Source organism: Stenotrophomonas sp. YJH_SMC_54, assembly GCF_059368435.1.
The window spans coordinates 272,360-291,058 of the sequence record NZ_JCAFRS010000005.1; the positions used below are offsets into that span (position 1 = coordinate 272,360).

Genomic DNA, 18,699 nt, shown 5'->3' on the forward strand with positions numbered 1-18,699 from the left:
TTTTGGAAGCAGTCGTATGTTCAACCCAGATACCTCCATCAGCGAATTCATCCCCTTGTCGTCGCACGTGGCTCCGAATGTGGTGAAGACCACGGGCGGCGACTACCTGTTGACGTGGCACCTGGAAGGGCTGCCGTTCGTGGGGCGCGAAGAATGGGAGCTTGAGCATCGGCACAACACCTTCAACCGGTTGCTGCAGACGCTGCGCGCGCCGGATTTCGTCAACGTTGCCTTCTGGGTGCATGACATCCGGCGCCGTCGCACCCTGAAGGGAAAGAGCTACTACAAGCAGCGCTTCAACCAGGATGTGTCCGACCAGTACATGGGCATGCTGTCCTCCCAGCGCATCATGCAGAACGAGCTGTACCTGACGATGATCTATCGTCCGGTGGTGGCGGGAAAGCGCTTCGTGGAGAAGTCCGCGAACGTGGACAAGCTGCGCGCCGAGCAGGAGCAGGCCGTCGAGAAGCTGATGGAGCTCGCCGGCAACGTCGAAGCTGTGATCCGCGACTACGCGCCTTACCGGCTCGGTATGTACGAAGCCAAGAACGGCGTGGTGTTTTCCGAAACGCTTGAGCTGTTCGGCTACCTGATCAACCGCATCGATGAGCCGGTACCGGTGCTGTCGGCGCCTGTGAAAGACTATCTTCCGGTCAGCCGTCATATGTTCTCGGCCAAGACCGGCGATTTCGTGATCAATACGCCCAATGGCGTCAACCATTTCGGCGCGATCCTGAATATCAAGGAATATGCCGAGGGCACCTATCCGGGCATCCTCAATGGTCTGAAGTATCTGGACTACGAGTACGTCATCACCCATTCGTTCAGCCCGATGGGACGCCAGGACGCATTGAAGGTGCTGGACCGGACCAAGGGCATGATGATCTCCTCGGGCGACAAGGCGGTCAGTCAGATCGTCGAACTCGACCAGGCGATGGATCATCTGTCGTCAGGCAACTTCGTGCTGGGCGAATACCACTTCATCATCGCGGTGTATGGCGACAGCCAGGCGAAGCTGTCGCAGAACGTGGCCTCGACCCGTGCCGAGCTGTCCAACGCCGGTTTCGTGTCGACCAAGGAGGATCTGGCAGTCACCTCGTCGTTCTATTCGCAGCTGCCGGCCAACTGGCGCTTCCGCACGCGGCTGGCCAACGTCAGCTCGCTGAATTTCCTCGGCCTGTCGCCGCTGCACAACTTCGCCACCGGCAAGCAGCACAACAACCCGTGGGGCGACTGCGTGACCACGCTGCAGACCACCAACGGTCAGCCGTATTACTTCAATTTCCATGCCACCCATCCATCCGAGAATTCGCTGGGTGAGAAGGCGATCGCCAACACCATGGTGATCGGCAAGTCCGGTACCGGCAAGACCGCGCTGATCAACTTCCTGCTCAGCCAGGTTCAGAAGTACGAGCCGTCACCGACCATCTTCTTCTTCGACAAGGACCGTGGTGCGGAGATATTCGTGCGTGCCTGCGGTGGCAATTATCTGGCCCTGGAGAACGGTGCGCCGACTGGCTTCAACCCGTTCCAGTGCGAGAACAACGAAGCGAACGTGCAGTTCCTGGCCGACCTGATCAAGGTGCTGGCCGGCAAGCGCGAGTACAGCGCCCGCGAGGAAGAGGACATCTACCGTGCGGTGGAGAGCATGCTCGATACGCCGATGCATCTGCGCAGCATGACCAACTTCCAGAAGAGCCTGCCCAACATGGGCGACGACGGCCTCTATGCGCGCATGCGCCGTTGGACTTCGGGCAATTCGCTGGGTTGGGTCTTCGACAATCCGATCGATACGGTGGATCTGAGCAAGGCCAACATCATCGGCTTCGACTACACCGACATCATCGACAATCCCGAAGTGCGCGTGCCGGTCATCAATTACCTGCTGCACCGCCTGGAATCGCTGATCGACGGTCGACCGCTGATCTATGTGATGGACGAATTCTGGAAGATCCTGGACGGCGAGGGTGGCCTGAAGGAGTTCGCGAAGAACAAGCAGAAGACCATCCGTAAGCAGAACGGCCTGGGCATCTTCGCCACGCAGAGCCCGGAAGACGCGCTGAAGAGTGATATCTCCGCTGCCCTGATCGAGCAGACCGCCACGCTCATCCTGCTGCCGAACCCGAACGCCAGCAAGAGCGACTACATGGATGGCCTGAAGTTGACCGAGGCGGAGTTCAAGGTGGTCACGGCACTGGACGAGCGCTCGCGCTGCTTCCTGGTCAAGCAGGGCCATGCTTCCAGTGTCTGCCAGCTCAACCTGCGTGGCATGGACGACATCCTGTCGGTGATCTCGGCCTCGACCGACAACATCGACATCATGCATCGGGTGCTGCAGACGGCTGCAGTCCGCAATCGGATCACCGTGGACGAACTCACGCCGGAACAGTGGCTGGAGGACTTCTACAAGAACCGAAAGGGCTCTGGTAAAGCCAAGGCCTCTGCCGAAACCGATGCGGCTTGAAAGCCCTGGATCAGACAGCGCCGAATGAAATCCATTCCCCTGGAGAAGAACATGAGCATGACATCCCGAAATCACAAGCGCCACCGCGGTCTGCGTCAGAAGCGCCTGGCAGCCATCCTGCTGGGGAGCATGGTCATGTTCTCCACCACGTCGGTTTCGGCCGGTGGTTACCCTGTCTTCGACCTCAGTAATCTCATGCAGGCACTGAAGGACTTTGCCCAAGGGAAGGCGCAAATGAAGGCTGACGGGCTGGAGTACGCGGCTCAGGTAACTCGGTGGAGAAGGACGTTCCAGGAGTACCAAAATGCGCTTGTCCAGATCCAGGGCATGATCAACAACTTCGGCTTGCCGCCAGGCGCCACATTGGAGCGGGTTCCAGACGACTATATGGTCGCCGACCTCTGCCGTACGTCGGCGGGCTTCAGCGCTGGCAGCCTGCTGAAGAAGTTTGTGCTGGATACCTCCGGTGATCTCTACGCGCAGCAGCAGCAGCTGTGCGTCAACATCCAGATGATGGAAAACCGGAAGCGCAACGAGACGGTGGATTTCATCGAGAAGACCATTCCCAGCATCAACGCGTCGTTGTCTGAGATCATGGGCTGGCGAGGCGGCGCCGATGGCAATCTTGCGGGAACTCTTTCGGCCGTGAACAGTGACTCCCTGCGTACGGCAAACGATATTTCCAAGCTGCAGCAGGAGTGGGAGGCGCGCATGCGGTCCTACGACGCCTATCAGGAGTCAATGATGGCCAATCAGCGCGTGCTGGCGCGCGTGGCATTGAAGGGCAAGCCGGGCGTCATCTCGCAGCTGGTCAAGACGGCCGCATTGGAACGCGCTTTGCACGTCGACTGACGCCGCTTGGGGCAGGTGCATAGGCACCCGCTCCACGAGGTTGTCCGGTAGGGATACATCAAGGGATTGCGGAAATGATCAGGTCGATTGCCAATTTTGATTTCAATGGCGGATTCCAGGATTTGATGGGGCACGTTGCACGTGTCCAATCGATCGGGGATTTCGTGTTCTTCAAGTTCATCTTCGACTTCCTGCGAAGCAAGATAAACAAGTTCGGCATCGACATGATGGGGGAAATGATGCAGTGGGTCGGCGGCATCGCCCTCACGCTCATGACCCTGTGGGTGCTGGTGCAGGGCTTCCGCATCGTGACCGGCCGCAGCCGGGACTCAATGATGGTGCTGGTGACCAATATGGCGCGTGCGGCGTTGATCGTCAGCGCGGCCACCACGATGGGCGCTTTCGGCACCAACCTTCAGAGCTTCCTCACCCACGACGTCAAGGCAGAAATCACGAAGGTCGTGACAGGCTCGAACGAGTCACCCGAAGCTCAGATCGACAAGAGCCTGGCATGGATGCAGGTGGCACTTTCCAGTATCGACGCCATCCAGATCATGAATGACGGGGAGCTGCTGGAGGACAAGAAGCGGGCACTGTTCTTCATCGGCATGGGCACCGCAGGTCCAGCCATCACCGCTGGTGCGATGCTGATGCTGTATGAAATCGCCATGGCGCTGTTCATCGGCTTTGGCCCCCTGTTCATCCTCTGCCTGTTGTTCGACCAGACCAAGCAGTTGTTCCAACGTTGGCTGTTCTACGGCATTGGCACGATGTTCTCCATGGCCGTACTTGCAGCGATGGTTTCCATCGCACTGGACATGGTGGTACGTGTGGCGGCCACTTTCTGGACCACAGCGCTGGTGCAGGAATTCATCCTCAAGGAAAGCATGTCCGACGGCATGACCAGCCAGGCAATGCAGCAGGGAGGCATGGGCCTGATCCTCACCGCGTTGATCCTGACTACACCCCCAATGGCAGCGATGTTCTTCCAGGGTACCCTGGGCACCTTCATGGCATATTCGCAGATAGGCGGTGGTGCAAGTGCCTCGCCGAGTGCCGATGGTCGTCCGCCGGGCATGTCGGCTCCGCCGCCGGCGGCTCCGGAGTCGTCTTCTGGCTCAAACTCCCATGGTCAGCAGTCGGCGATGGGGAAGATGTTTGATGGAACCGGAGGCCCGGGTTCAGCGGTTCCCGGTCAGCGTGGTGCGGCAAATCCGAGTCATGGAAACTAGAGATTCAGTTGATGAACGTAAGCGCCTCTCTAAAGCATCTGTGCTTGTCCCTGATCCTACTGGGCTCTGTGCACGTCAGTTCGGCGTTCGCTGAAGGGCGCTGCCCTCCGGGTCAGTACCCGATTGGCGACCAAGGCGTTGGTGGCTGCGCACCCATACCCGGCGCGGCTAAGAGCGCCCCGCAGGAGAATCCCGGGTACTGGGTCAAGACATGGGGTGCTGTCGCCAGCTCGCCTGGAGGAGATGCAGGTTCGGCCACTGGGCATCAGGCCAAGGCTTCGGCAGAGCGCCAAGCGGTCGAGCGATGCCGGCAGGGCGGAGCTACCGACTGCACAGTCGTTTTTACCTACTACAACCAGTGCTATGCGGTTGTCCGGGCTGCACGACCGGACAATGGCATGAGATTCAACACCGGGGCGACGAAAGAACAGGCGCAGGAGCGGGCAATCAAGGACTGCAAGGATTTGGGAAGTCAGGCTTGCTCCGTTTTCCATTCTGACTGTACCAAGCCGTTCTTCCAGCAAGACTGATCGGTTGTGACATCACACGGAGATTCAAGGCAATGGCCGACTTCAAATCTCTGCGTGGTGATTCAGCTTTCGTGATTTCTGCTCTGCTGTTCGCTGCATTACTTGTTGCCAGCAACGCCAGTGCCGATGGCCGATGCCCGTCCGGCCAGTACCCCATCGGCGATCAAGGGGTTGGTGGGTGCGCCCCGATTCCTGGGGCAGGGGTAACTGCCCGCGAACCCGGGCCCGCGGGTCAGTGGCATAAGACGTGGGGGGCAATTGCGTCGTCCGACGCGACCGCAGATGCCGGTGTTGCGACGGGCCGGCCGAGCAAGGAGAACGCGGAGCAGTTTGCTCTGGCAGACTACGGTAGGCGCGGTGCTTCCGATTGCCGAGTCATCTACACGTATAGAAACCAGTGCGTTGCATGGTAGGTTCCCAATAGCCAGGGCGGGGCTTCCCGCGCCGGTTTTGCCAGCGCCAAGGACTCCGCCGAAGCGCGGAAGTTTGCCCAGCAGTCGTGCGTCGACACCGATGGAAAGGCGTGTCAGGTTGCATACGAGGACTGTACGAAGCCGGTCTATGAGTCATTCTGGCCCGTTGATCGGATTGTCGGACTGGTAGTCAGCGCAACTCGCGATGGCGGCGGAAAGCTTCATGTGTTTGGGCGCAGCTCCGTTTGTTCTCTTGGCTCCAGCATCGACAGTGGGCAACGATCGTCCGCTCAGGTCATCCCACCCCTCACAATGGGCAGCAAAGGAATGGGTCTCCCCATGAAACGAATCCACCTCGCTTTTCTCCCGTGCCTGCTGATTGCAGGCCTGCTGCCGTTCACCGCGCTTGCCGAAGGCAATTGCCCGCAGGGCATGTATCCCATCGGTGGCCAGGGTGTACAGGGCTGTGCGCCCATTCCGGTGAGCAGCTCAGGCTCCCCGTACAACAATCGCCCCAACTGGGCGCAGACCGTGCGTGGCGTGGCGATGGATGCCCGCGGCGACACCTTCATCAGCAACTCGATGCGCTCGCGGGGCAAGGCCAAGCGTGCATCCATGAAGGAGTGCAAGGAGTTCGGGAAAGGCGAATGTACGTTGGCGACCCTGTTCCAGGCGCAATGCGTGGCGGTCGCCCACGCGGGCCTGGGCACTGAAACCACCAGCGTCGCCACCGCCATGTCCGAACAGGGAGCGGTCATTGTCGCGATGCAGCAATGCAACGCGAAGGCGGCATGGAAGCAGCTGCCGCAGGGACAATGCGGGATCGCCAGAACGGCCTGCACGGCGGATCTGTTCATCAGGTAAGGCGCCATTCACGCTAAGCCCCGTTTTCTGTGATCAATTCCGCTTTTCGATTTCCTCGCACTTCGACGCGGCAGAACGCCTCGCGGTAAGCTCCCCACGCGTCATGAAAATGACGCGCCAGTGCCGCCGAATGCAGGGGTTCTTCCGTCCAATGAGGACGCTGTCAGCCCCTGCGTCGGGTGACGCTCGCCATCATCGCGGTCTTGCCGTACGCAAGGCTATGATTCCTGTCCGCGCAGGCGCGGATAAGCCGGAACGCGTTCCGGCTGGGCAGGGAGGCGGGTATCGGCATGACCACATTGAAGGAGTGGGAGGGGATGGAAGACAGGGTTGGCGCACACATGGACGATGCCCTGGCATTTGTTCCGTCCGGTGCGAACCTGCTGGAAGCCGTAAGAGGCGAACTCAACGGCGATGGCATCGAGTATCAGCTGCTGGTCATCGACCAGCCGACGCCGGAAGGGCTGGTGCCCGGCCAGCACGGGCCAAACCGGGTGCTGCTGTTGCTGCGCGGTGATGGGCGCGGGCGCTGGCAGCTGGCCGCGCGCAACGACAAGCTGGTGCCGTGTTCCACCCGAGGTGGCCTGGCCGGCGACCCTTTTGCGTATGCAATGGTCGAGAAGGGCACCTTCAGCGTGATCACCAACGGCGGTAGCCGCGAGCGCTGGAGCAGCACCTACCGGTTCCGCTATGCGCCCGCGGACAAGGCCTGCTGGGTTGACGGGGTGAGACGCAAGGTCGTGGATATCGAGACCGAAGCGACCAACATCCGGGATTACTCGGCGGCGGAGCTGGGCAGGGTGAGGTTCGAGGACTTCGACCCATCCAGTGTTGCCGAGGTGTCGCTTCCATGAGCCAAGCTCCAACCGGCGGAAGGGAATCCGCGCTGATGAAGATTCAGGAGTTGCACTGTGTCGACCGATAGAGAGTCGCAGCTGCTGCGACAGGCGACCAAAGCCGGCATCGACTCCCCGCTTGAACTGGCCAATTTCATGGCCCAGGCAGGGCACGAGTCGCGCGGCTTGAGCCGGCTCAACGAGAGCTTCAACTTCACCCGGGGAATCTCGCAGATCCCGGTGGAGGCTGCGTGGCGCAATGGCAACGCCGCGTTGGAGAGCGCCCGCCAGGAAGCGCTGCGTGGTCGCCCGGAAAACCTGGCTGAGTTGATGTACGGCGGGCGCATGGGCAACGACGCGCCTGGTGACGCGCTGAAGTACCACGGCCGCGGCTATCTGCCATTGGTCGGCAAGGAGAATTACGAGCGTGCCGGCAAGGCGCTGGATCTGGACCTGGTGAATCACCCGGAGCTGGCAGCGCAGCCCGAGCACGCAGGCCGTATTGCCGTATGGCAGTGGCAGACACGGGTGCCGGAGGGGGCGCGCCACGATGTGCGCGAAGCAACTTATGCGCTCAACGGCGCGCTCAATGGCATCGAGGCGCGCCGGCAACGATTTGAGGTCTGGCAGCAGAAGTTGACGCCGGACGTGATGGCGCGACTGGATCGCGGCGAAGTCGGTGCGCCGGCGCAGACCGTTGCACGCGACATGTCGCATGCCGGTGAGCCCGGCAACGCATTGTTCGAGGATGCGCGCCAGCACCTGCGGCAGATGGGGCCGCAAAGTGGACTGCGCAGTGCACAGGAGCTCGACAATACCGCTGGCGCATTGGCGCTGGGGGCGCAGAAGGCCGGCCTGTCGCGCATCGATCATCTGCTGGCGGGCAACGACGGCCGTACGCTGTTTGCAGTGCAGGGCGCGCTGGGTGATCCGGCCATGCTGCGTGCGTCTGTTGACCGGGAGCAGGCCTCCCAGCAGCCACTGGCGCAGAGCAGCCAGCAGTTGGCGGCCAGCGTTGCGCAGCAGGATCCGACGGCCGCGCTCGCCCGCGAGCAGGAGCAGCGTTCCCGATCCCTGTAGCACTTGGTGCCGGCGGGCAGGGTGCCCGCTGGCGCTTTACGTACGACGCGTGGCGCCCTGTGGCGCCGACATGGAAACCCACCCGTAAGGACACCACATGCGAATCGTTCCCTTGAATGCCCTGCAGGCCGCCGCCCACTGCAATGCATCCGCGCGCCGCCTGCCGCCGCTCTGGCTGCTGTCACTTGGACTTGCCGCAGCCTCGGCACAGGCTCAGGAGACAGCGCCGCCCGTCGCGGAAACGCCCGCCGCGGCACAGGCGATCGCTGATGCGCCCGCAGGAACGGCACCGCCTGCTACCGCCGAGCCAACCGTTCCGGCGGTAGCACCCGCACCGCCCGCATTGGCCATCGTGCCATTGCCGCCCGAACGGGCGGCCGAGCGGGCGCTCGGTGCGCGCTGCCCGGTGGATCTGGCCGGGCGACTGGCGACCCAGGGCGACCTGCTGACCGGCGCCTGCCAGGGCACCATGCCGGCGCATCTGGCCGCTCTGCTGGTTGCGCTGCCCGAGCAGGACATCCACCTGCCGCGCAACTGGCGCGAGCGAGAGGTACAGCAGAAGGCCTGGTTCAAGGCGGTGCCTGGGTACGGCCAGCGCCCGGACTTCATCGTGCGGATGGGCGACGTCTGGGTGCGCTCGCTGGAAGGGCGCGACGCCGACAGCACGTTCTACCTGGTGTCCGCGCCGTTCACCTGCAGCGACCAGGTCGCCAACCGCGATGGCTACAGCGCGGAGCCGGTACGTGTGCCAGCGGGTAGCTGCCGCGAGGCCTATGTGGGCCAGCGTGTGTACCAGGTGCGTGGCGATGCGCCGCCGAGGGATGTTACCGCCGAAGCGATGCCGGCCATGCCACAGGTGACCGAGGCGGATCGCGCACGCCAGCTGGCGCGTGAGGGCAGGATCACGCTGGATCACAGCAAGCTGCAGTTCGGGCCGGCCATGCGTTGGTTCGTGCAGTATCCGGAGACGGTGCCGAAGGGTGGGGCGCGTGCGTTCAGTGACTGGAACCGCGAGCATCTCGCCTTCGTGGTCTGGACCGGCGATCGCTTCGAGTTGCGCGACAAGGTCCCGCGCAGCCAGTGGCCGTGTGATCCGGTCGCGCCGGGCGATCGCGCCTGCGGCGGCTTCCCGGATTCCGGGCCGGATCTGTTCGTGACCGCCAGTGCATCTGCGCCGGTCGCGGCCACCAGCCCCTGAGTCACGGTGCTGAGGCGGGAGCCGGAATGACCGGCTCCCGCGCTGTCCATCAGGCCTGCAGGCTGCGGGTCTGATGCTGCTGCTGTTCCAGCTGTTGGTCGCGCTCCAGCGCAAGGCGCTGGCCTGCAGCCTGCTGGTCGATGCGCTGGCTGCTCTGTTCCAGCGGCGTGTTCATCGCCACTGCCGTATCCACCGACACGCGAAGGTGGGCGGGGTCACCGCCTTGGCCCTGCACGGCGAAGCTGCGCGAGGCATCGGCGTTCATCACCACTTCGTCGATGCGCTTGCCGCCTGCAGCGTGCATCTCCGCCGCCAGGCTGCCCGCCAGCTGCGTACTCATCACGTCCGGCACGCGGCCAACGCGCACGTCATGTGCGTGCACGCCGCGGATCGCGTCGTTGAACAGCGGGTTGCCCAGATGGTTGGCATCGTCCATGCGCAGCATGCTGGTGTGATGGCCATTCTTCTCCGCTTCGCGGCGTGCCGGTTCACCGGGCTGCAGCGGGCCGCGGATGTGGTCGTACAGATCGATGGCGCCGCCCGGGATGCCGCGTGCAGCGCGGGTGACGCCGCGACGCAGTGACTCGACGTCGTCGCGATACTCCTCGATCATCTTGGCGTTGTCTTTCGCCAGCTTCTGCGTTTCCGGGTGCTTCAGCACCGAGCCTTCGTCGAGGAAGTTGCCCAGTTTGTGCGCGCCGAACGAGCTGGTCGCCGCAATGATCGGCCGGTCCGGAATCAGATCACGCAGGGCGTGATTGCTGAAGCCGTTTGCCGCGAGCGTCTTGATCTCGTCGGGCTTGGCATAGATGCGTACCTGGCCGAAATGCGGTGACGCGGCGCTGACCGGATCGGAGGCCATGACGTGGTTGATCATGGTGTTGCCGCCTTCCGGAATGCGGTAGCTGAGGCTGACCGCGCCGTAGGCATTGAATGTCTCGCCCTTGACGTTGAAGTGGTGCGAGGTGATCTGGGCAAGAGCGCCGCCGAGGGAGTGACCGGTGACGGTGACCTGGGGCGCGGGCACACCGTTCAAGCGGGATTGAAGCGCGGCGCCTTCGAGCGTCCTCTGTGTCAAAGCAATCGCGTCAGGCGCCTGCACGTTGGTGCGCGCAACCACCATGCCGCCGTCGGTCAGAATCGCATCGCGAGCGATCTGCTCGGTGCCACGATGCGCAATGACGATCTCTTTGGTGTCTACGCGCTGATAGACGGTGCCCTGATAGCCGTTGAGACGATTGTTGACATGCTCAAGTATCTTGTACTCATGGCCGTTTAACGTGACTTTTTCTTCTTGGCCGGGTTCACGTCGGCCGACGGCCCGATCCTTGTAGGCGTCATTGGATAACGCGGCGTAGTCCTGAGAGGTGATGGTCACGGCGCGACCTCACTTGCGGAGAGGGTGATCGTAAACAGCTTGTCCTGCAGATCAGCGGCGTAGTTGCTGCGATCGGGCTCGCCACTGGCTGGGAAGTTGGGAACGCGATCTGCCTTCGGATAGACCAGATCCGGATAGTAGAGCGTATGGGCGCCACCTTCGGTCAGCGGCTTGGCGTCGACGAAGGTGAGGAAGCGGGTCTCTTCTTCGGCACCCGTCGCCTTCAGCATTGCCCCGGCACCGGTGAACTCCCACTTGCAGACGCCACGACCGTAGTAGTCCTCATCCAGCATGCGGTCCACATATAGCGTGCCGCGGTACTCGCCCTCAGCGACCTTGCGCAGCTCCACCGGTTCCTGGCTGGTGATACGTGCAGCTGTGCCGGTGGCCGGCTCGATGTGGCCGCACTGATCCTCGTTGGTGACGTCGTACTGCGCTACGCCCTTGACCAGTGCGAAATCGCCGGGGGCATCCTTCAGGCGCAGCACCAGCTCATAGGCCTTGCGCGGGGTGGGGTTGAGCTTGGCGAGGCCGCGCCCGCCCTGGGCGACATCGGCTTCAGCAGCGGCACGTTCCTGGTTCATGGCGGTCTCCGGGTTGCAGGCGGTCAATAGAAGCAGAGCAAGGCACGGAATCATCTTGTGGCGCAATGTCGGCCTCCTTGGGGGTAGGGGTTGTTGAACTGGCAGCTCATGGCACGAGCTTCTGCACAGTGGTGGTGGTTGAGAACAGCGCGTCGCGCAGATCTTCGCTGTACCCCGACGGATCTTCCTCGCCACTGGCGCCAAAGTTGGCGACAGTGTCGGCGCGCGGATAGATAAGGTTTGGGTAATAAAGCGTAAGAGGTGAGTCGCTCTCCATGCGCTCCTTGTCGACGAACGTAAGGAATCGCGTATCCGCCTCGCCGGTCGTAGCGCGCAACATCGCACCGACACCCGTCAACGTCCAATGGCAGACGCCACGCCCGTAGTAATCCTCGTCCTGCATGCGGTCGAGGTAGAACGTACCGCGGTATTCGTTCTCGTCGACCTTGTGTAGTTCCACCAACTCCTGGCTGGTGATACGGCTGGCGGTACCGGTCGCCCACAGGACCCGGCCGCAGTCCCTGTGGTTGCTGACGTCGTACTGGGCAACGCCCTCGACCACCGCGAACGGGCCCGGCGCGTCTTTCAGTGTCAGTACCAGCTCGTAGCCCTGCTGCGGTGACGGGTTGAGCTTGGCCAGGCCGCGTCCACCTGCGGCGACGTCACGCTCTGCGTCCGCGTAAGGCGAGCAGGCCGTCAGCGCCATCAAGAGGCCCATCGGTACCAGATGGCGTCCATCGCGTGTCGGCGTGGCTACATCCATGGCGGCATCCTGCATCGTGCGTCCGTGTCCATATATCCTTCCCTGGTGACAGGTTTATCGATTATGGAGTGTTCTGGAAACCTGGCGCCAGCTACGGCAAGGTGTCCGCGACGGAATTTTGACGCATTCAGCGTTCGGCAGCGTCGCCGAATCGATTGCGGCACAGGCGATTCGGGGTCGGCCAGGCGATTGCGCTTCGCGTTCGACATTTCGCCGCCAATTTGTGACAACGGTCGCCAATTCACGCGACTCTCACGCAAGCGAACATTACGCCATGAACTACACCATCCGTGCCGAAGCCATTGATGATCACGCCACCCTCCATGCGCTCACCGAGGCCGCATTCCGGAACGCTGCGCACAGCAGCCGTACCGAGCAGTTCATCGTCGACGCCCTGCGCGCGCGCGGGGAGCTGAGCGTTTCGCTGGTGGCCGAGATGGACGGGAAGGTGATCGGCCATGTGGCGGTGTCGCCGGTGACGATCAGCGATGGCAGCACGGGCTGGTTTGGCCTGGGGCCGATTTCGGTATTGCCCGCCTGGCAGGGGCAGGGCATCGGTGCGGCCCTGATGCATGCCGCACTTGAAGCACTGCGTCAGCAGGGCGCACATGGCTGTGTATTGCTGGGCGAGCCGGCCTATTACGGTCGCTTCGGCTTCTGTGCCGAGCCGGGCCTGGTGCTGCCGGGTGTGCCGCCGGAGTACTTCCAGGCACTTTGCCTGCAGCCTCCGTTGGCACAGGGCGAAGTGCAGTACTCACCGGCCTTCGAGGCGACGGCCTGATCCGGGCCTGGCACGTTTCTGCTCAGGGCGCGCGCCAGACGGTCGGTTCGGGTTGCGGCTTCGGAATGCGGTAACCGCCGATGTGTTCAAGCAGTTCATTGGTACGGCGCTGCTCGACCAGTACTTCACGCAGCAGGTTGCGCACGGCGAAGATGGCGAACGGCACCAGGATCCAGACCAGGCTGATGCCCAGCGCAAACAGGGTCAACAGGGCTTTTGCACCATCCATGCGGCATTCCTTGGTCGAAAGCAGCCACGCTAGCACGTGGCTGCTGCCGACGGATGTCAGCCGTTGTGCCGAAGGTGGATCAGCGGATACGGACGGCCTTGCGAATCCAGCGGTGAACGTCCGGTTTCGACGAAGCCCATGCGCAGGTAGAAGCCGACGGCCTGTGCGTTCTGTTCGTTGACGTCAGTACTCAGCTGCGGATGCTGGGTCAGAGCGTGCTGCAGCAGTTGCCGGCCGATGCCGGTGCCACGTACGTCCGGATCGATGAACAGCGCTTCCATGTGCGTGCCATCGATCAGCATGAAGCCCAGCGGCCGATCCTGCGCATCGACAGCAACGGTCATCGGCGCCTGCGGCAGGAAACCGGCGACTTCGGCATCGATGGCCTGGCGGTCTTCTGCACTGAGGAAGTCGTGGGTGGCGTCGACGGCGCGGCGCCAGAGGTCGACAAGAGCGGCGCCGTCGTCGGCGCGGGAGGGGCGGAGGGTGGTCATGGGTTCGCCAAGGTGCTTGCAAAGAGTGCGTAGTATGGCGCGTCCCGATCCAGCGCGCAGATGTGGATTCATCCGGCGTTGCGATGGCGGATGAAGGGGCTGTAGGTAGTGGCCTCCGCGCGCAGCACAACGCCGTCCTCGAAATCGCTGCTGTCGTTGAAGGGCACGGTGGGCCACTGCGGCCATTGCGCCAGGCGTTCGCGGTAGTGGTGGGTTGCTGCAGCCAGTGCCTCGTCGTGGGCCTGCATGCGCTCCGGTGCCAGCCCGGAACGCACGCCGTGCACCACGTGCGGTTCCATCACGTCGAAGCCGACGTAGCGCAGGCTGTACATCAAGGGCCACAGCAGCAACCGGGTATCTCCCTCGCGGCCGTCGACTGCGCAGGCCCGTGCCGATGAGCCGGTGGTGACGCTCAGCAACGCACGCTTGCCGCGCATCGCTCCGTGCTCGTGACGCAGGCGGCTGTTGTACATCGGCCCGTACACCAGTACGCGATCCAGCCAGCCCTTCAGGATGGCCGGCGCCGCGAACCACCACAGCGGGAACTGCAGGATCAGCAGGTCTGCGGCCCGCAGCAGTTTCAGGTGACGTTGCACATCGACGGGCAGCTGGCCCTGCTCGGCGCTGTGCCGCTGTTCGCGTTGGGCGTCGAAGTGGCCGGGATGCAGGCGATGCGGATGGTGGTCAGCCGCTTCCAGCGGATCGAAGCCCTCCACATACAGGTCGACCACGTCCACCTGCAGCGCGTCATGCCGCAGTTGCTCGGCGGCCTGAGCGGCCAGATGTGCATTGAAGGAGCGGGGCTCGGGGTGGGCAAGCAGGATCAGGGCACGCATGGGGCGAGGTGTTCGAGGAGTGTGCGACCATCCTCGCGGTGCCGGCATGCGCCGGCAATTACGCACCTTGAGGTAACCATGGCCTTTCCCGGGGATGTCTATGCCGCCGACTGTTCGGCACGCGATGCGCTTGCGCTGATTTCAGGCAAGTGGGTGATGCTGCTGCTGCCGGCATTGGCGCAGGGCCCGCTTCGCAACGGCGCGTTGCTGCGGAAGATCGAAGGCATCTCGCAGAAGGTGCTGACCCAGACCCTGCGCCAGCTGGAGCGCAATGGGCTGGTCGAGCGGTGTGACCGGGGCAGCAAACCACTGCATGTGGAGTACCGCCTGACCGAGGTCGCGCGCGGCCTGGTCGAGACGCTGTCCGCCCTGGATCGCTGGGCCGAGCACAACTTCCCGGCGCTCGATGCGGCCCGCGAGCGCTTCGACGCGCGCTAGCGGCGCCTGCACGGCCCCGGGCGTACAATGCCCCGGCGGCCATCCTGGCCCAGTTGAAAAGCGAGAACCGCCATGACCGATGTCCTGGGTGTACCGGTGCACGACGCCGATGAACACTGGATGCGCCATGCACTGGCCCTGGCCGAGCGCGCGCAGCGTGAGTTCGACGAGATTCCGGTCGGGGCGGTGCTGGTGGGCGCCGACGGCCAGCTGCTGGGCGAGGGCTGGAACCTCAACATCGCCTCGCACGACCCCAGCGCGCATGCCGAGATCGTGGCCATGCGGGCCGGTGGAAAGCTGCTCGCCAACCATCGCCTGCTTGGCAGCACGCTGTACGTGACCTTGGAGCCGTGCGCGATGTGCGCGATGGCGATCGTGCATGCGCGCGTTTCGCGCCTGGTCTACGGCGCCAGCGACCCCAAGACCGGTGCGTGCGGCAGCGTGTTCGACCTGCTCGGCGATGCCCGCCACAACCACCGGGTCGAGATCCACGGCGGGGTGCTGGCCAAGGAAGCCAGTACGCGCCTGACCAATTATTTCCGCGCCAAGCGTGGCAAGCCGCCGCTGCTGCTGGAAGACCACGTCGGCGAGGGCTGAGGGGCGAACGGGTATGATGGGCGCCTCTTTCCTTCACCGGTAGGCCGCGCGCCTGCCCAGCAACGAGGCGACACAATGGCGGACACCGGCGCGGCCAACGAACGACTGATCTGGATCGACCTGGAAATGACCGGGTTGGACACCGACAACGATTCGATCATCGAGATCGCCACCGTGGTCACCGACGCCCAGCTGAACGTACTGGCCGAAGGTCCGGAATTCGCCATCCATCATCCGCTGGAAACGCTGGAGGCGATGGACGAGTGGAACCGCAACCAGCATCGTCGTTCGGGCCTGTGGCAGCGCGTGGTGGACAGCACCACCACCCTCGGCCAGGCCGAGGCGCAGACGGTAAACTTCCTGGCGCAGTGGATCCCGGCCGGCCTTTCGCCGATGTGCGGCAACTCGATCTGCCAGGATCGCCGCTTCCTGCACCGCCAGATGCCGCGCCTGGAGAAGTACTTCCATTACCGCAACCTGGACGTGTCCACGGTGAAGGAGCTGGCCAAGCGCTGGGCGCCGAGCGTGGCCGCCGGCGTCGGCAAGAACAGCAACCACACCGCGCTGAGCGACGTGCACGACTCGATCGCCGAGCTGCGCCATTACCGCCAGTTCATGGGCGCGCTGTCGGGCTTGCCCACGGCCTGAACAACAACGCCGGGCAAGGCCCGGCGCGACCGGGTGACACGCGAACTGGTAGTGCCGGCCGCTGGCCGGCAAGGCGTCGGGGCCGAACCCCTTTCCCGCGGCAAGGGCTCTGACCCCTCTGTCGTGCCTCGCGACGAACCGTTCAACTCCCCGGCGCTAAGATCGGCGCCATGAACGAGCCCATCCTGCTCCCCCGCGATATTGCCCACGACGCCCGCGACTGGTCCGACCTGCAGCGGGCGGTGGCCCTGCTGGAAGCGCCAACCCTCACCGCGCGCATGGCCAACCTGGTCGGCACGCCGCTGGAGTTCGCGGTGAAGGCGCTGCCCAGCTCGGTCTCCAACCGCATCCACGGTGCGGTGCAGGCGGCGTTGACCAAGTCGGCGCAGGCGGCGCTGTGGAGCATGGACAACACACCCGGCAAGGGGGCGTCCACCCGCTGGCACAAGCTGGCGGCAGCCACCTCGGGGGCGGTCGGCGGGGCCTTCGGCTTTGCCGCCTTGTTTATCGAACTGCCGGTGTCGACCACCATCATGATGCGCGCCGTGGCCGACGTGGCCCGCAGCGAGGGCTTCGACCTGTCCGAGTTCAGCACCCGGCAGGCGTGCCTGGAGGTGTTCGCGCTCGGTGGCAACTCGCCGCGCGACGACGCCAGCGAGACCGGCTACTACCTGGCCCGCGGCTTCACCACCGACGTGATGCGGCATCTTTCGGCCGAACTGGCTGGGCGTGTGGTGACCGGCCGCGACCTGACCCTGGGCGTGGCACCGAAAGAAGCTGGAAAGCTGCTGGCGAAGATGGTGGAAAAGGTGGCGGCGCGCTTCGGCGTGGTGGTCACTGAGAAATTCGCCGCACAGGCGGTGCCGATCGTCGGTGCTGCCGCCGGTGCAACACTGAATACCATGTTCACCGACTACTACCAGGACATGGCGCGCGGCCACTTCATCGTGCGCCGGCTGGAGCGCAAGTACGGGGAAGACGTGGTGCGCGCCTGCTATGACCGCGTGGCGCATGGTGCGGTAAAGATCGAGCCAAGGCTGGAGTAGAAGAGCCACGCTATGCGTGGATGAGCCCTCGTGGCGGGGATCCTTGCCTCGAGGGAACAATTGTTTTGCCAGTGCATGCCTGTTGCCTGGCAGCCGGCATCCCCATCCTTTGCAGCACTCCCCCCGCAAGAGATTGCCGCCATGATGTTCACCCCCCACCGCCTGGGCGCGTTGACGCTGCCCAATCGCATCGTGATGCCGCCGATGACCCGCTCGCGCGCCGCCGATGGCAACGTCGCCACCGCAGAAATGGCCGCCTACTATGCGCAACGCGCCAGCGCCGGCCTGATCGTCAGCGAAGGTACCCAGATCAGCCAGCAGGGCCAGGGCTATGCCTGGACCCCGGGTATCCACAGTGCCGAGCAGGTGCAGGGCTGGCGGCAGGTGACCGATGCGGTGCACGCCGCCGGTGGCCGCATCTACGCCCAGCTGTGGCACGTCGGCCGTGTCTCGCATGTGGCCCTGCAGCCCGATGGCGCGGCGCCGGTGTCTTCCTCGGCATTGCTCGCCGAAGGCGTGAAAGTGTTCGTCGACCCGACTGGGGCGGGTCCCGAAGCCGGTGTGGGCGAGATGATCCAGCACTCGATGCCGCGCGCGCTGCGCGAGGACGAGATTCCCGGCATCGTCGCCGATTACGCGCAGGCTGCGCGCAATGCGCTGGCCGCGGGATTTGATGGTGTGGAACTGCACGGCGCCAACGGCTACCTGATCAACCAGTTCATCGATTCGCAGGCCAACCAGCGCACCGATGCCTACGGCGGTTCACTGCAGAATCGCCTGCGCTTCCTGCGCGAGGTGGTGCAGGCGGTGGTCGAGGTTGCCGGTGGCGAGCGTGTGGGCGTGCGCCTGGCGCCGCTGACCACGCTGCAGGGGGCGGTGGACGATACGCCGCAGGCGACCTATCTGGCTGCCGCACACCTGCTCGGTGAGATGGGGGTGGGCTACCTGCACATTGCCGAGGCCGACTGGGACGATGCACCGCCGATGCCGGTGGCGTTCAAGCAGGCGCTGCGCATGGTCTACCCGGGCACGCTGATCTACGCCGGCAAGTACACCGCCGAGCGCGCCGAGCAGGCACTGGCCGAAGGCTGGGCTGACCTGATCGGCTTCGGCCGGCCGTTCATCGCCAACCCGGATCTGCCCGAGCGCCTGCGTACGGGTGCGACGCTGAATCCGCCGGATCGCGCCACGTTCTTTGGCGGTGGTGCGGAGGGTTTCACTGATTACCCGGCGCTGGAAGAGAGCGTCGCTGCCTGATTCTGGAGGCTGCCGGCCAGCGGCCGGCACTACCAGTGGGCGAGGGGTAGTGCCGGCCGCTGGCCGGCATTTCAGTCAGGCGGCGAGGGGGGTAGTGCCGGCCGCTGGCCGGCATTTCAGTCAGGCGGCGAGGGGGGTAGTGCCGGCCGCTGGCCGGCATTTCAGTCAGGCGGCGAGGG

Annotated in this window: 21 protein-coding genes; 15 read left to right on the forward strand and 6 right to left on the reverse strand. The window is 64.0% G+C overall.

Annotated features, from left to right (window positions below):
- The first annotated feature begins 16 nt into the window (after positions 1-16).
- The 9 genes from AC5P5S_RS08380 to AC5P5S_RS08420 all read left to right on the forward strand — a co-directional run bounded on the left by AC5P5S_RS08380 (position 17) and on the right by AC5P5S_RS08420 (position 9,469).
- Positions 17-2,464: a VirB4 family type IV secretion/conjugal transfer ATPase gene (locus AC5P5S_RS08380; protein ID WP_024958424.1), complete on the forward strand. Its 2,448-nt coding sequence runs from the start codon at positions 17-19 to the stop codon at positions 2,462-2,464.
- Positions 2,465-2,515: 51 nt separating this feature from the next.
- Positions 2,516-3,316: a hypothetical protein gene (locus AC5P5S_RS08385; protein ID WP_123958716.1), complete on the forward strand. Its 801-nt coding sequence runs from the start codon at positions 2,516-2,518 to the stop codon at positions 3,314-3,316.
- Between the two features lie 74 nt (positions 3,317-3,390).
- On the forward strand, positions 3,391-4,548 hold the full coding sequence (locus AC5P5S_RS08390; protein ID WP_012480636.1) for a TrbL/VirB6 family protein: 1,158 nt from the start codon (positions 3,391-3,393) through the stop codon (positions 4,546-4,548).
- 11 nt (positions 4,549-4,559) lie between these two features.
- Positions 4,560-5,078: a DUF4189 domain-containing protein gene (locus AC5P5S_RS08395; RefSeq protein ID WP_012480635.1), complete on the forward strand. Its 519-nt coding sequence runs from the start codon at positions 4,560-4,562 to the stop codon at positions 5,076-5,078.
- A gap of 32 nt (positions 5,079-5,110) precedes the next feature.
- On the forward strand, positions 5,111-5,491 hold the full coding sequence (locus AC5P5S_RS08400) for a DUF4189 domain-containing protein (protein ID WP_012480634.1): 381 nt from the start codon (positions 5,111-5,113) through the stop codon (positions 5,489-5,491).
- 312 nt (positions 5,492-5,803) lie between these two features.
- Positions 5,804-6,355, forward strand: a complete 552-nt coding sequence (locus AC5P5S_RS08405) for a DUF4189 domain-containing protein (RefSeq protein WP_012480633.1) — start codon at positions 5,804-5,806, stop codon at positions 6,353-6,355.
- Between the two features lie 317 nt (positions 6,356-6,672).
- The gene (locus AC5P5S_RS08410; RefSeq protein WP_005410114.1) at positions 6,673-7,209 is read left to right on the forward strand and encodes a hypothetical protein; all 537 of its coding nucleotides are present in this window, start codon (positions 6,673-6,675) and stop codon (positions 7,207-7,209) included.
- 57 nt (positions 7,210-7,266) lie between these two features.
- Positions 7,267-8,271: an XVIPCD domain-containing protein gene (locus tag AC5P5S_RS08415; RefSeq protein ID WP_099473709.1), complete on the forward strand. Its 1,005-nt coding sequence runs from the start codon at positions 7,267-7,269 to the stop codon at positions 8,269-8,271.
- 97 nt (positions 8,272-8,368) lie between these two features.
- Positions 8,369-9,469, forward strand: a complete 1,101-nt coding sequence (locus AC5P5S_RS08420) for a hypothetical protein (RefSeq protein WP_099473707.1) — start codon at positions 8,369-8,371, stop codon at positions 9,467-9,469.
- A gap of 49 nt (positions 9,470-9,518) precedes the next feature.
- Here AC5P5S_RS08420 and AC5P5S_RS08425 read toward each other — a convergent pair whose 3' ends face one another.
- Genes AC5P5S_RS08425 through AC5P5S_RS08435 form a run of 3 tightly spaced genes read right to left on the reverse strand, consistent with a single transcriptional unit; the run spans position 9,519 to position 12,194 of the window.
- Positions 9,519-10,847: an XVIPCD domain-containing protein gene (locus tag AC5P5S_RS08425; protein ID WP_049396621.1), complete on the reverse strand. Its 1,329-nt coding sequence runs from the start codon at positions 10,845-10,847 to the stop codon at positions 9,519-9,521.
- On the reverse strand, positions 10,844-11,497 hold the full coding sequence (locus AC5P5S_RS08430) for a hypothetical protein (protein ID WP_012480629.1): 654 nt from the start codon (positions 11,495-11,497) through the stop codon (positions 10,844-10,846). Before AC5P5S_RS08430 ends, AC5P5S_RS08425 begins: the two co-directional genes overlap by 4 nt.
- A gap of 40 nt (positions 11,498-11,537) precedes the next feature.
- Entirely contained in the window at positions 11,538-12,194 is a 657-nt protein-coding gene (locus tag AC5P5S_RS08435; protein ID WP_062607457.1) for a hypothetical protein, read from the reverse strand.
- 274 nt (positions 12,195-12,468) lie between these two features.
- On the opposite strand from AC5P5S_RS08435, the gene AC5P5S_RS08440 reads away from it, so the two are divergent.
- Positions 12,469-12,975: a GNAT family N-acetyltransferase gene (locus tag AC5P5S_RS08440; RefSeq protein WP_012480627.1), complete on the forward strand. Its 507-nt coding sequence runs from the start codon at positions 12,469-12,471 to the stop codon at positions 12,973-12,975.
- Positions 12,976-12,997: 22 nt separating this feature from the next.
- Here the strand turns inward: AC5P5S_RS08440 and AC5P5S_RS08445 are convergent, their stop codons facing one another.
- The 3 genes from AC5P5S_RS08445 to AC5P5S_RS08455 form a co-directional block, all read right to left on the reverse strand.
- Positions 12,998-13,204, reverse strand: a complete 207-nt coding sequence (locus AC5P5S_RS08445) for a hypothetical protein (protein WP_005410107.1) — start codon at positions 13,202-13,204, stop codon at positions 12,998-13,000.
- Positions 13,205-13,260: 56 nt separating this feature from the next.
- The gene (locus AC5P5S_RS08450; RefSeq protein ID WP_012480626.1) at positions 13,261-13,698 is read right to left on the reverse strand and encodes an acetyltransferase; all 438 of its coding nucleotides are present in this window, start codon (positions 13,696-13,698) and stop codon (positions 13,261-13,263) included.
- Between the two features lie 68 nt (positions 13,699-13,766).
- A complete protein-coding gene (locus AC5P5S_RS08455) occupies positions 13,767-14,534 on the reverse strand; it encodes an NAD(P)H-dependent oxidoreductase (protein WP_062607302.1) in 768 nt (255 codons plus the stop codon).
- 78 nt (positions 14,535-14,612) lie between these two features.
- Between AC5P5S_RS08455 and AC5P5S_RS08460 the strand changes: the two genes are divergently transcribed.
- From AC5P5S_RS08460 to AC5P5S_RS08480, 5 genes are all read left to right on the forward strand, one after another.
- Complete coding sequence (locus AC5P5S_RS08460) at positions 14,613-14,972, forward strand: winged helix-turn-helix transcriptional regulator (protein ID WP_005410104.1); 360 nt, start codon at positions 14,613-14,615, stop codon at positions 14,970-14,972.
- A gap of 72 nt (positions 14,973-15,044) precedes the next feature.
- Positions 15,045-15,569: a tRNA adenosine(34) deaminase TadA gene (gene tadA, locus AC5P5S_RS08465; RefSeq protein ID WP_005410103.1), complete on the forward strand. Its 525-nt coding sequence runs from the start codon at positions 15,045-15,047 to the stop codon at positions 15,567-15,569.
- Positions 15,570-15,644: 75 nt separating this feature from the next.
- Entirely contained in the window at positions 15,645-16,217 is a 573-nt protein-coding gene (gene orn, locus AC5P5S_RS08470) for an oligoribonuclease (RefSeq protein ID WP_005413827.1), read from the forward strand.
- A 170-nt stretch (positions 16,218-16,387) separates the two neighbouring features.
- Positions 16,388-17,263, forward strand: coding sequence for an EcsC family protein (locus tag AC5P5S_RS08475; protein ID WP_062607300.1), 876 nt, complete (start codon positions 16,388-16,390; stop codon positions 17,261-17,263).
- Positions 17,264-17,404: 141 nt separating this feature from the next.
- Positions 17,405-18,520: an alkene reductase gene (locus AC5P5S_RS08480; protein WP_012480623.1), complete on the forward strand. Its 1,116-nt coding sequence runs from the start codon at positions 17,405-17,407 to the stop codon at positions 18,518-18,520.
- Positions 18,521-18,699 lie beyond the last annotated feature (179 nt).

What these genes read in the sequence shown, in the direction of transcription:
- AC5P5S_RS08380 (WP_024958424.1), top strand. Translation starts at nt 17, where the DNA reads ATGTTCAACCCAGATACCTCCATCAGCGAATTCATCCCCTTGTCGTCG.
- AC5P5S_RS08385 (WP_123958716.1), top strand. Translation starts at nt 2,516, where the DNA reads ATGAGCATGACATCCCGAAATCACAAGCGCCACCGCGGTCTGCGTCAG.
- AC5P5S_RS08390 (WP_012480636.1), top strand. Translation starts at nt 3,391, where the DNA reads ATGATCAGGTCGATTGCCAATTTTGATTTCAATGGCGGATTCCAGGAT.
- AC5P5S_RS08395 (WP_012480635.1), top strand. Translation starts at nt 4,560, where the DNA reads ATGAACGTAAGCGCCTCTCTAAAGCATCTGTGCTTGTCCCTGATCCTA.
- AC5P5S_RS08400 (WP_012480634.1), top strand. Translation starts at nt 5,111, where the DNA reads ATGGCCGACTTCAAATCTCTGCGTGGTGATTCAGCTTTCGTGATTTCT.
- AC5P5S_RS08405 (WP_012480633.1), top strand. Translation starts at nt 5,804, where the DNA reads ATGGGCAGCAAAGGAATGGGTCTCCCCATGAAACGAATCCACCTCGCT.
- AC5P5S_RS08410 (WP_005410114.1), top strand. Translation starts at nt 6,673, where the DNA reads ATGGAAGACAGGGTTGGCGCACACATGGACGATGCCCTGGCATTTGTT.
- AC5P5S_RS08420 (WP_099473707.1), top strand. Translation starts at nt 8,369, where the DNA reads ATGCGAATCGTTCCCTTGAATGCCCTGCAGGCCGCCGCCCACTGCAAT.
- AC5P5S_RS08435 (WP_062607457.1), bottom strand. Translation starts at nt 12,194, where the DNA reads ATGGATGTAGCCACGCCGACACGCGATGGACGCCATCTGGTACCGATG.
- AC5P5S_RS08440 (WP_012480627.1), top strand. Translation starts at nt 12,469, where the DNA reads ATGAACTACACCATCCGTGCCGAAGCCATTGATGATCACGCCACCCTC.
- AC5P5S_RS08445 (WP_005410107.1), bottom strand. Translation starts at nt 13,204, where the DNA reads ATGGATGGTGCAAAAGCCCTGTTGACCCTGTTTGCGCTGGGCATCAGC.
- AC5P5S_RS08450 (WP_012480626.1), bottom strand. Translation starts at nt 13,698, where the DNA reads ATGACCACCCTCCGCCCCTCCCGCGCCGACGACGGCGCCGCTCTTGTC.
- AC5P5S_RS08455 (WP_062607302.1), bottom strand. Translation starts at nt 14,534, where the DNA reads ATGCGTGCCCTGATCCTGCTTGCCCACCCCGAGCCCCGCTCCTTCAAT.
- AC5P5S_RS08460 (WP_005410104.1), top strand. Translation starts at nt 14,613, where the DNA reads ATGGCCTTTCCCGGGGATGTCTATGCCGCCGACTGTTCGGCACGCGAT.
- tadA (WP_005410103.1), top strand. Translation starts at nt 15,045, where the DNA reads ATGACCGATGTCCTGGGTGTACCGGTGCACGACGCCGATGAACACTGG.
- orn (WP_005413827.1), top strand. Translation starts at nt 15,645, where the DNA reads ATGGCGGACACCGGCGCGGCCAACGAACGACTGATCTGGATCGACCTG.
- AC5P5S_RS08475 (WP_062607300.1), top strand. Translation starts at nt 16,388, where the DNA reads ATGAACGAGCCCATCCTGCTCCCCCGCGATATTGCCCACGACGCCCGC.
- AC5P5S_RS08480 (WP_012480623.1), top strand. Translation starts at nt 17,405, where the DNA reads ATGATGTTCACCCCCCACCGCCTGGGCGCGTTGACGCTGCCCAATCGC.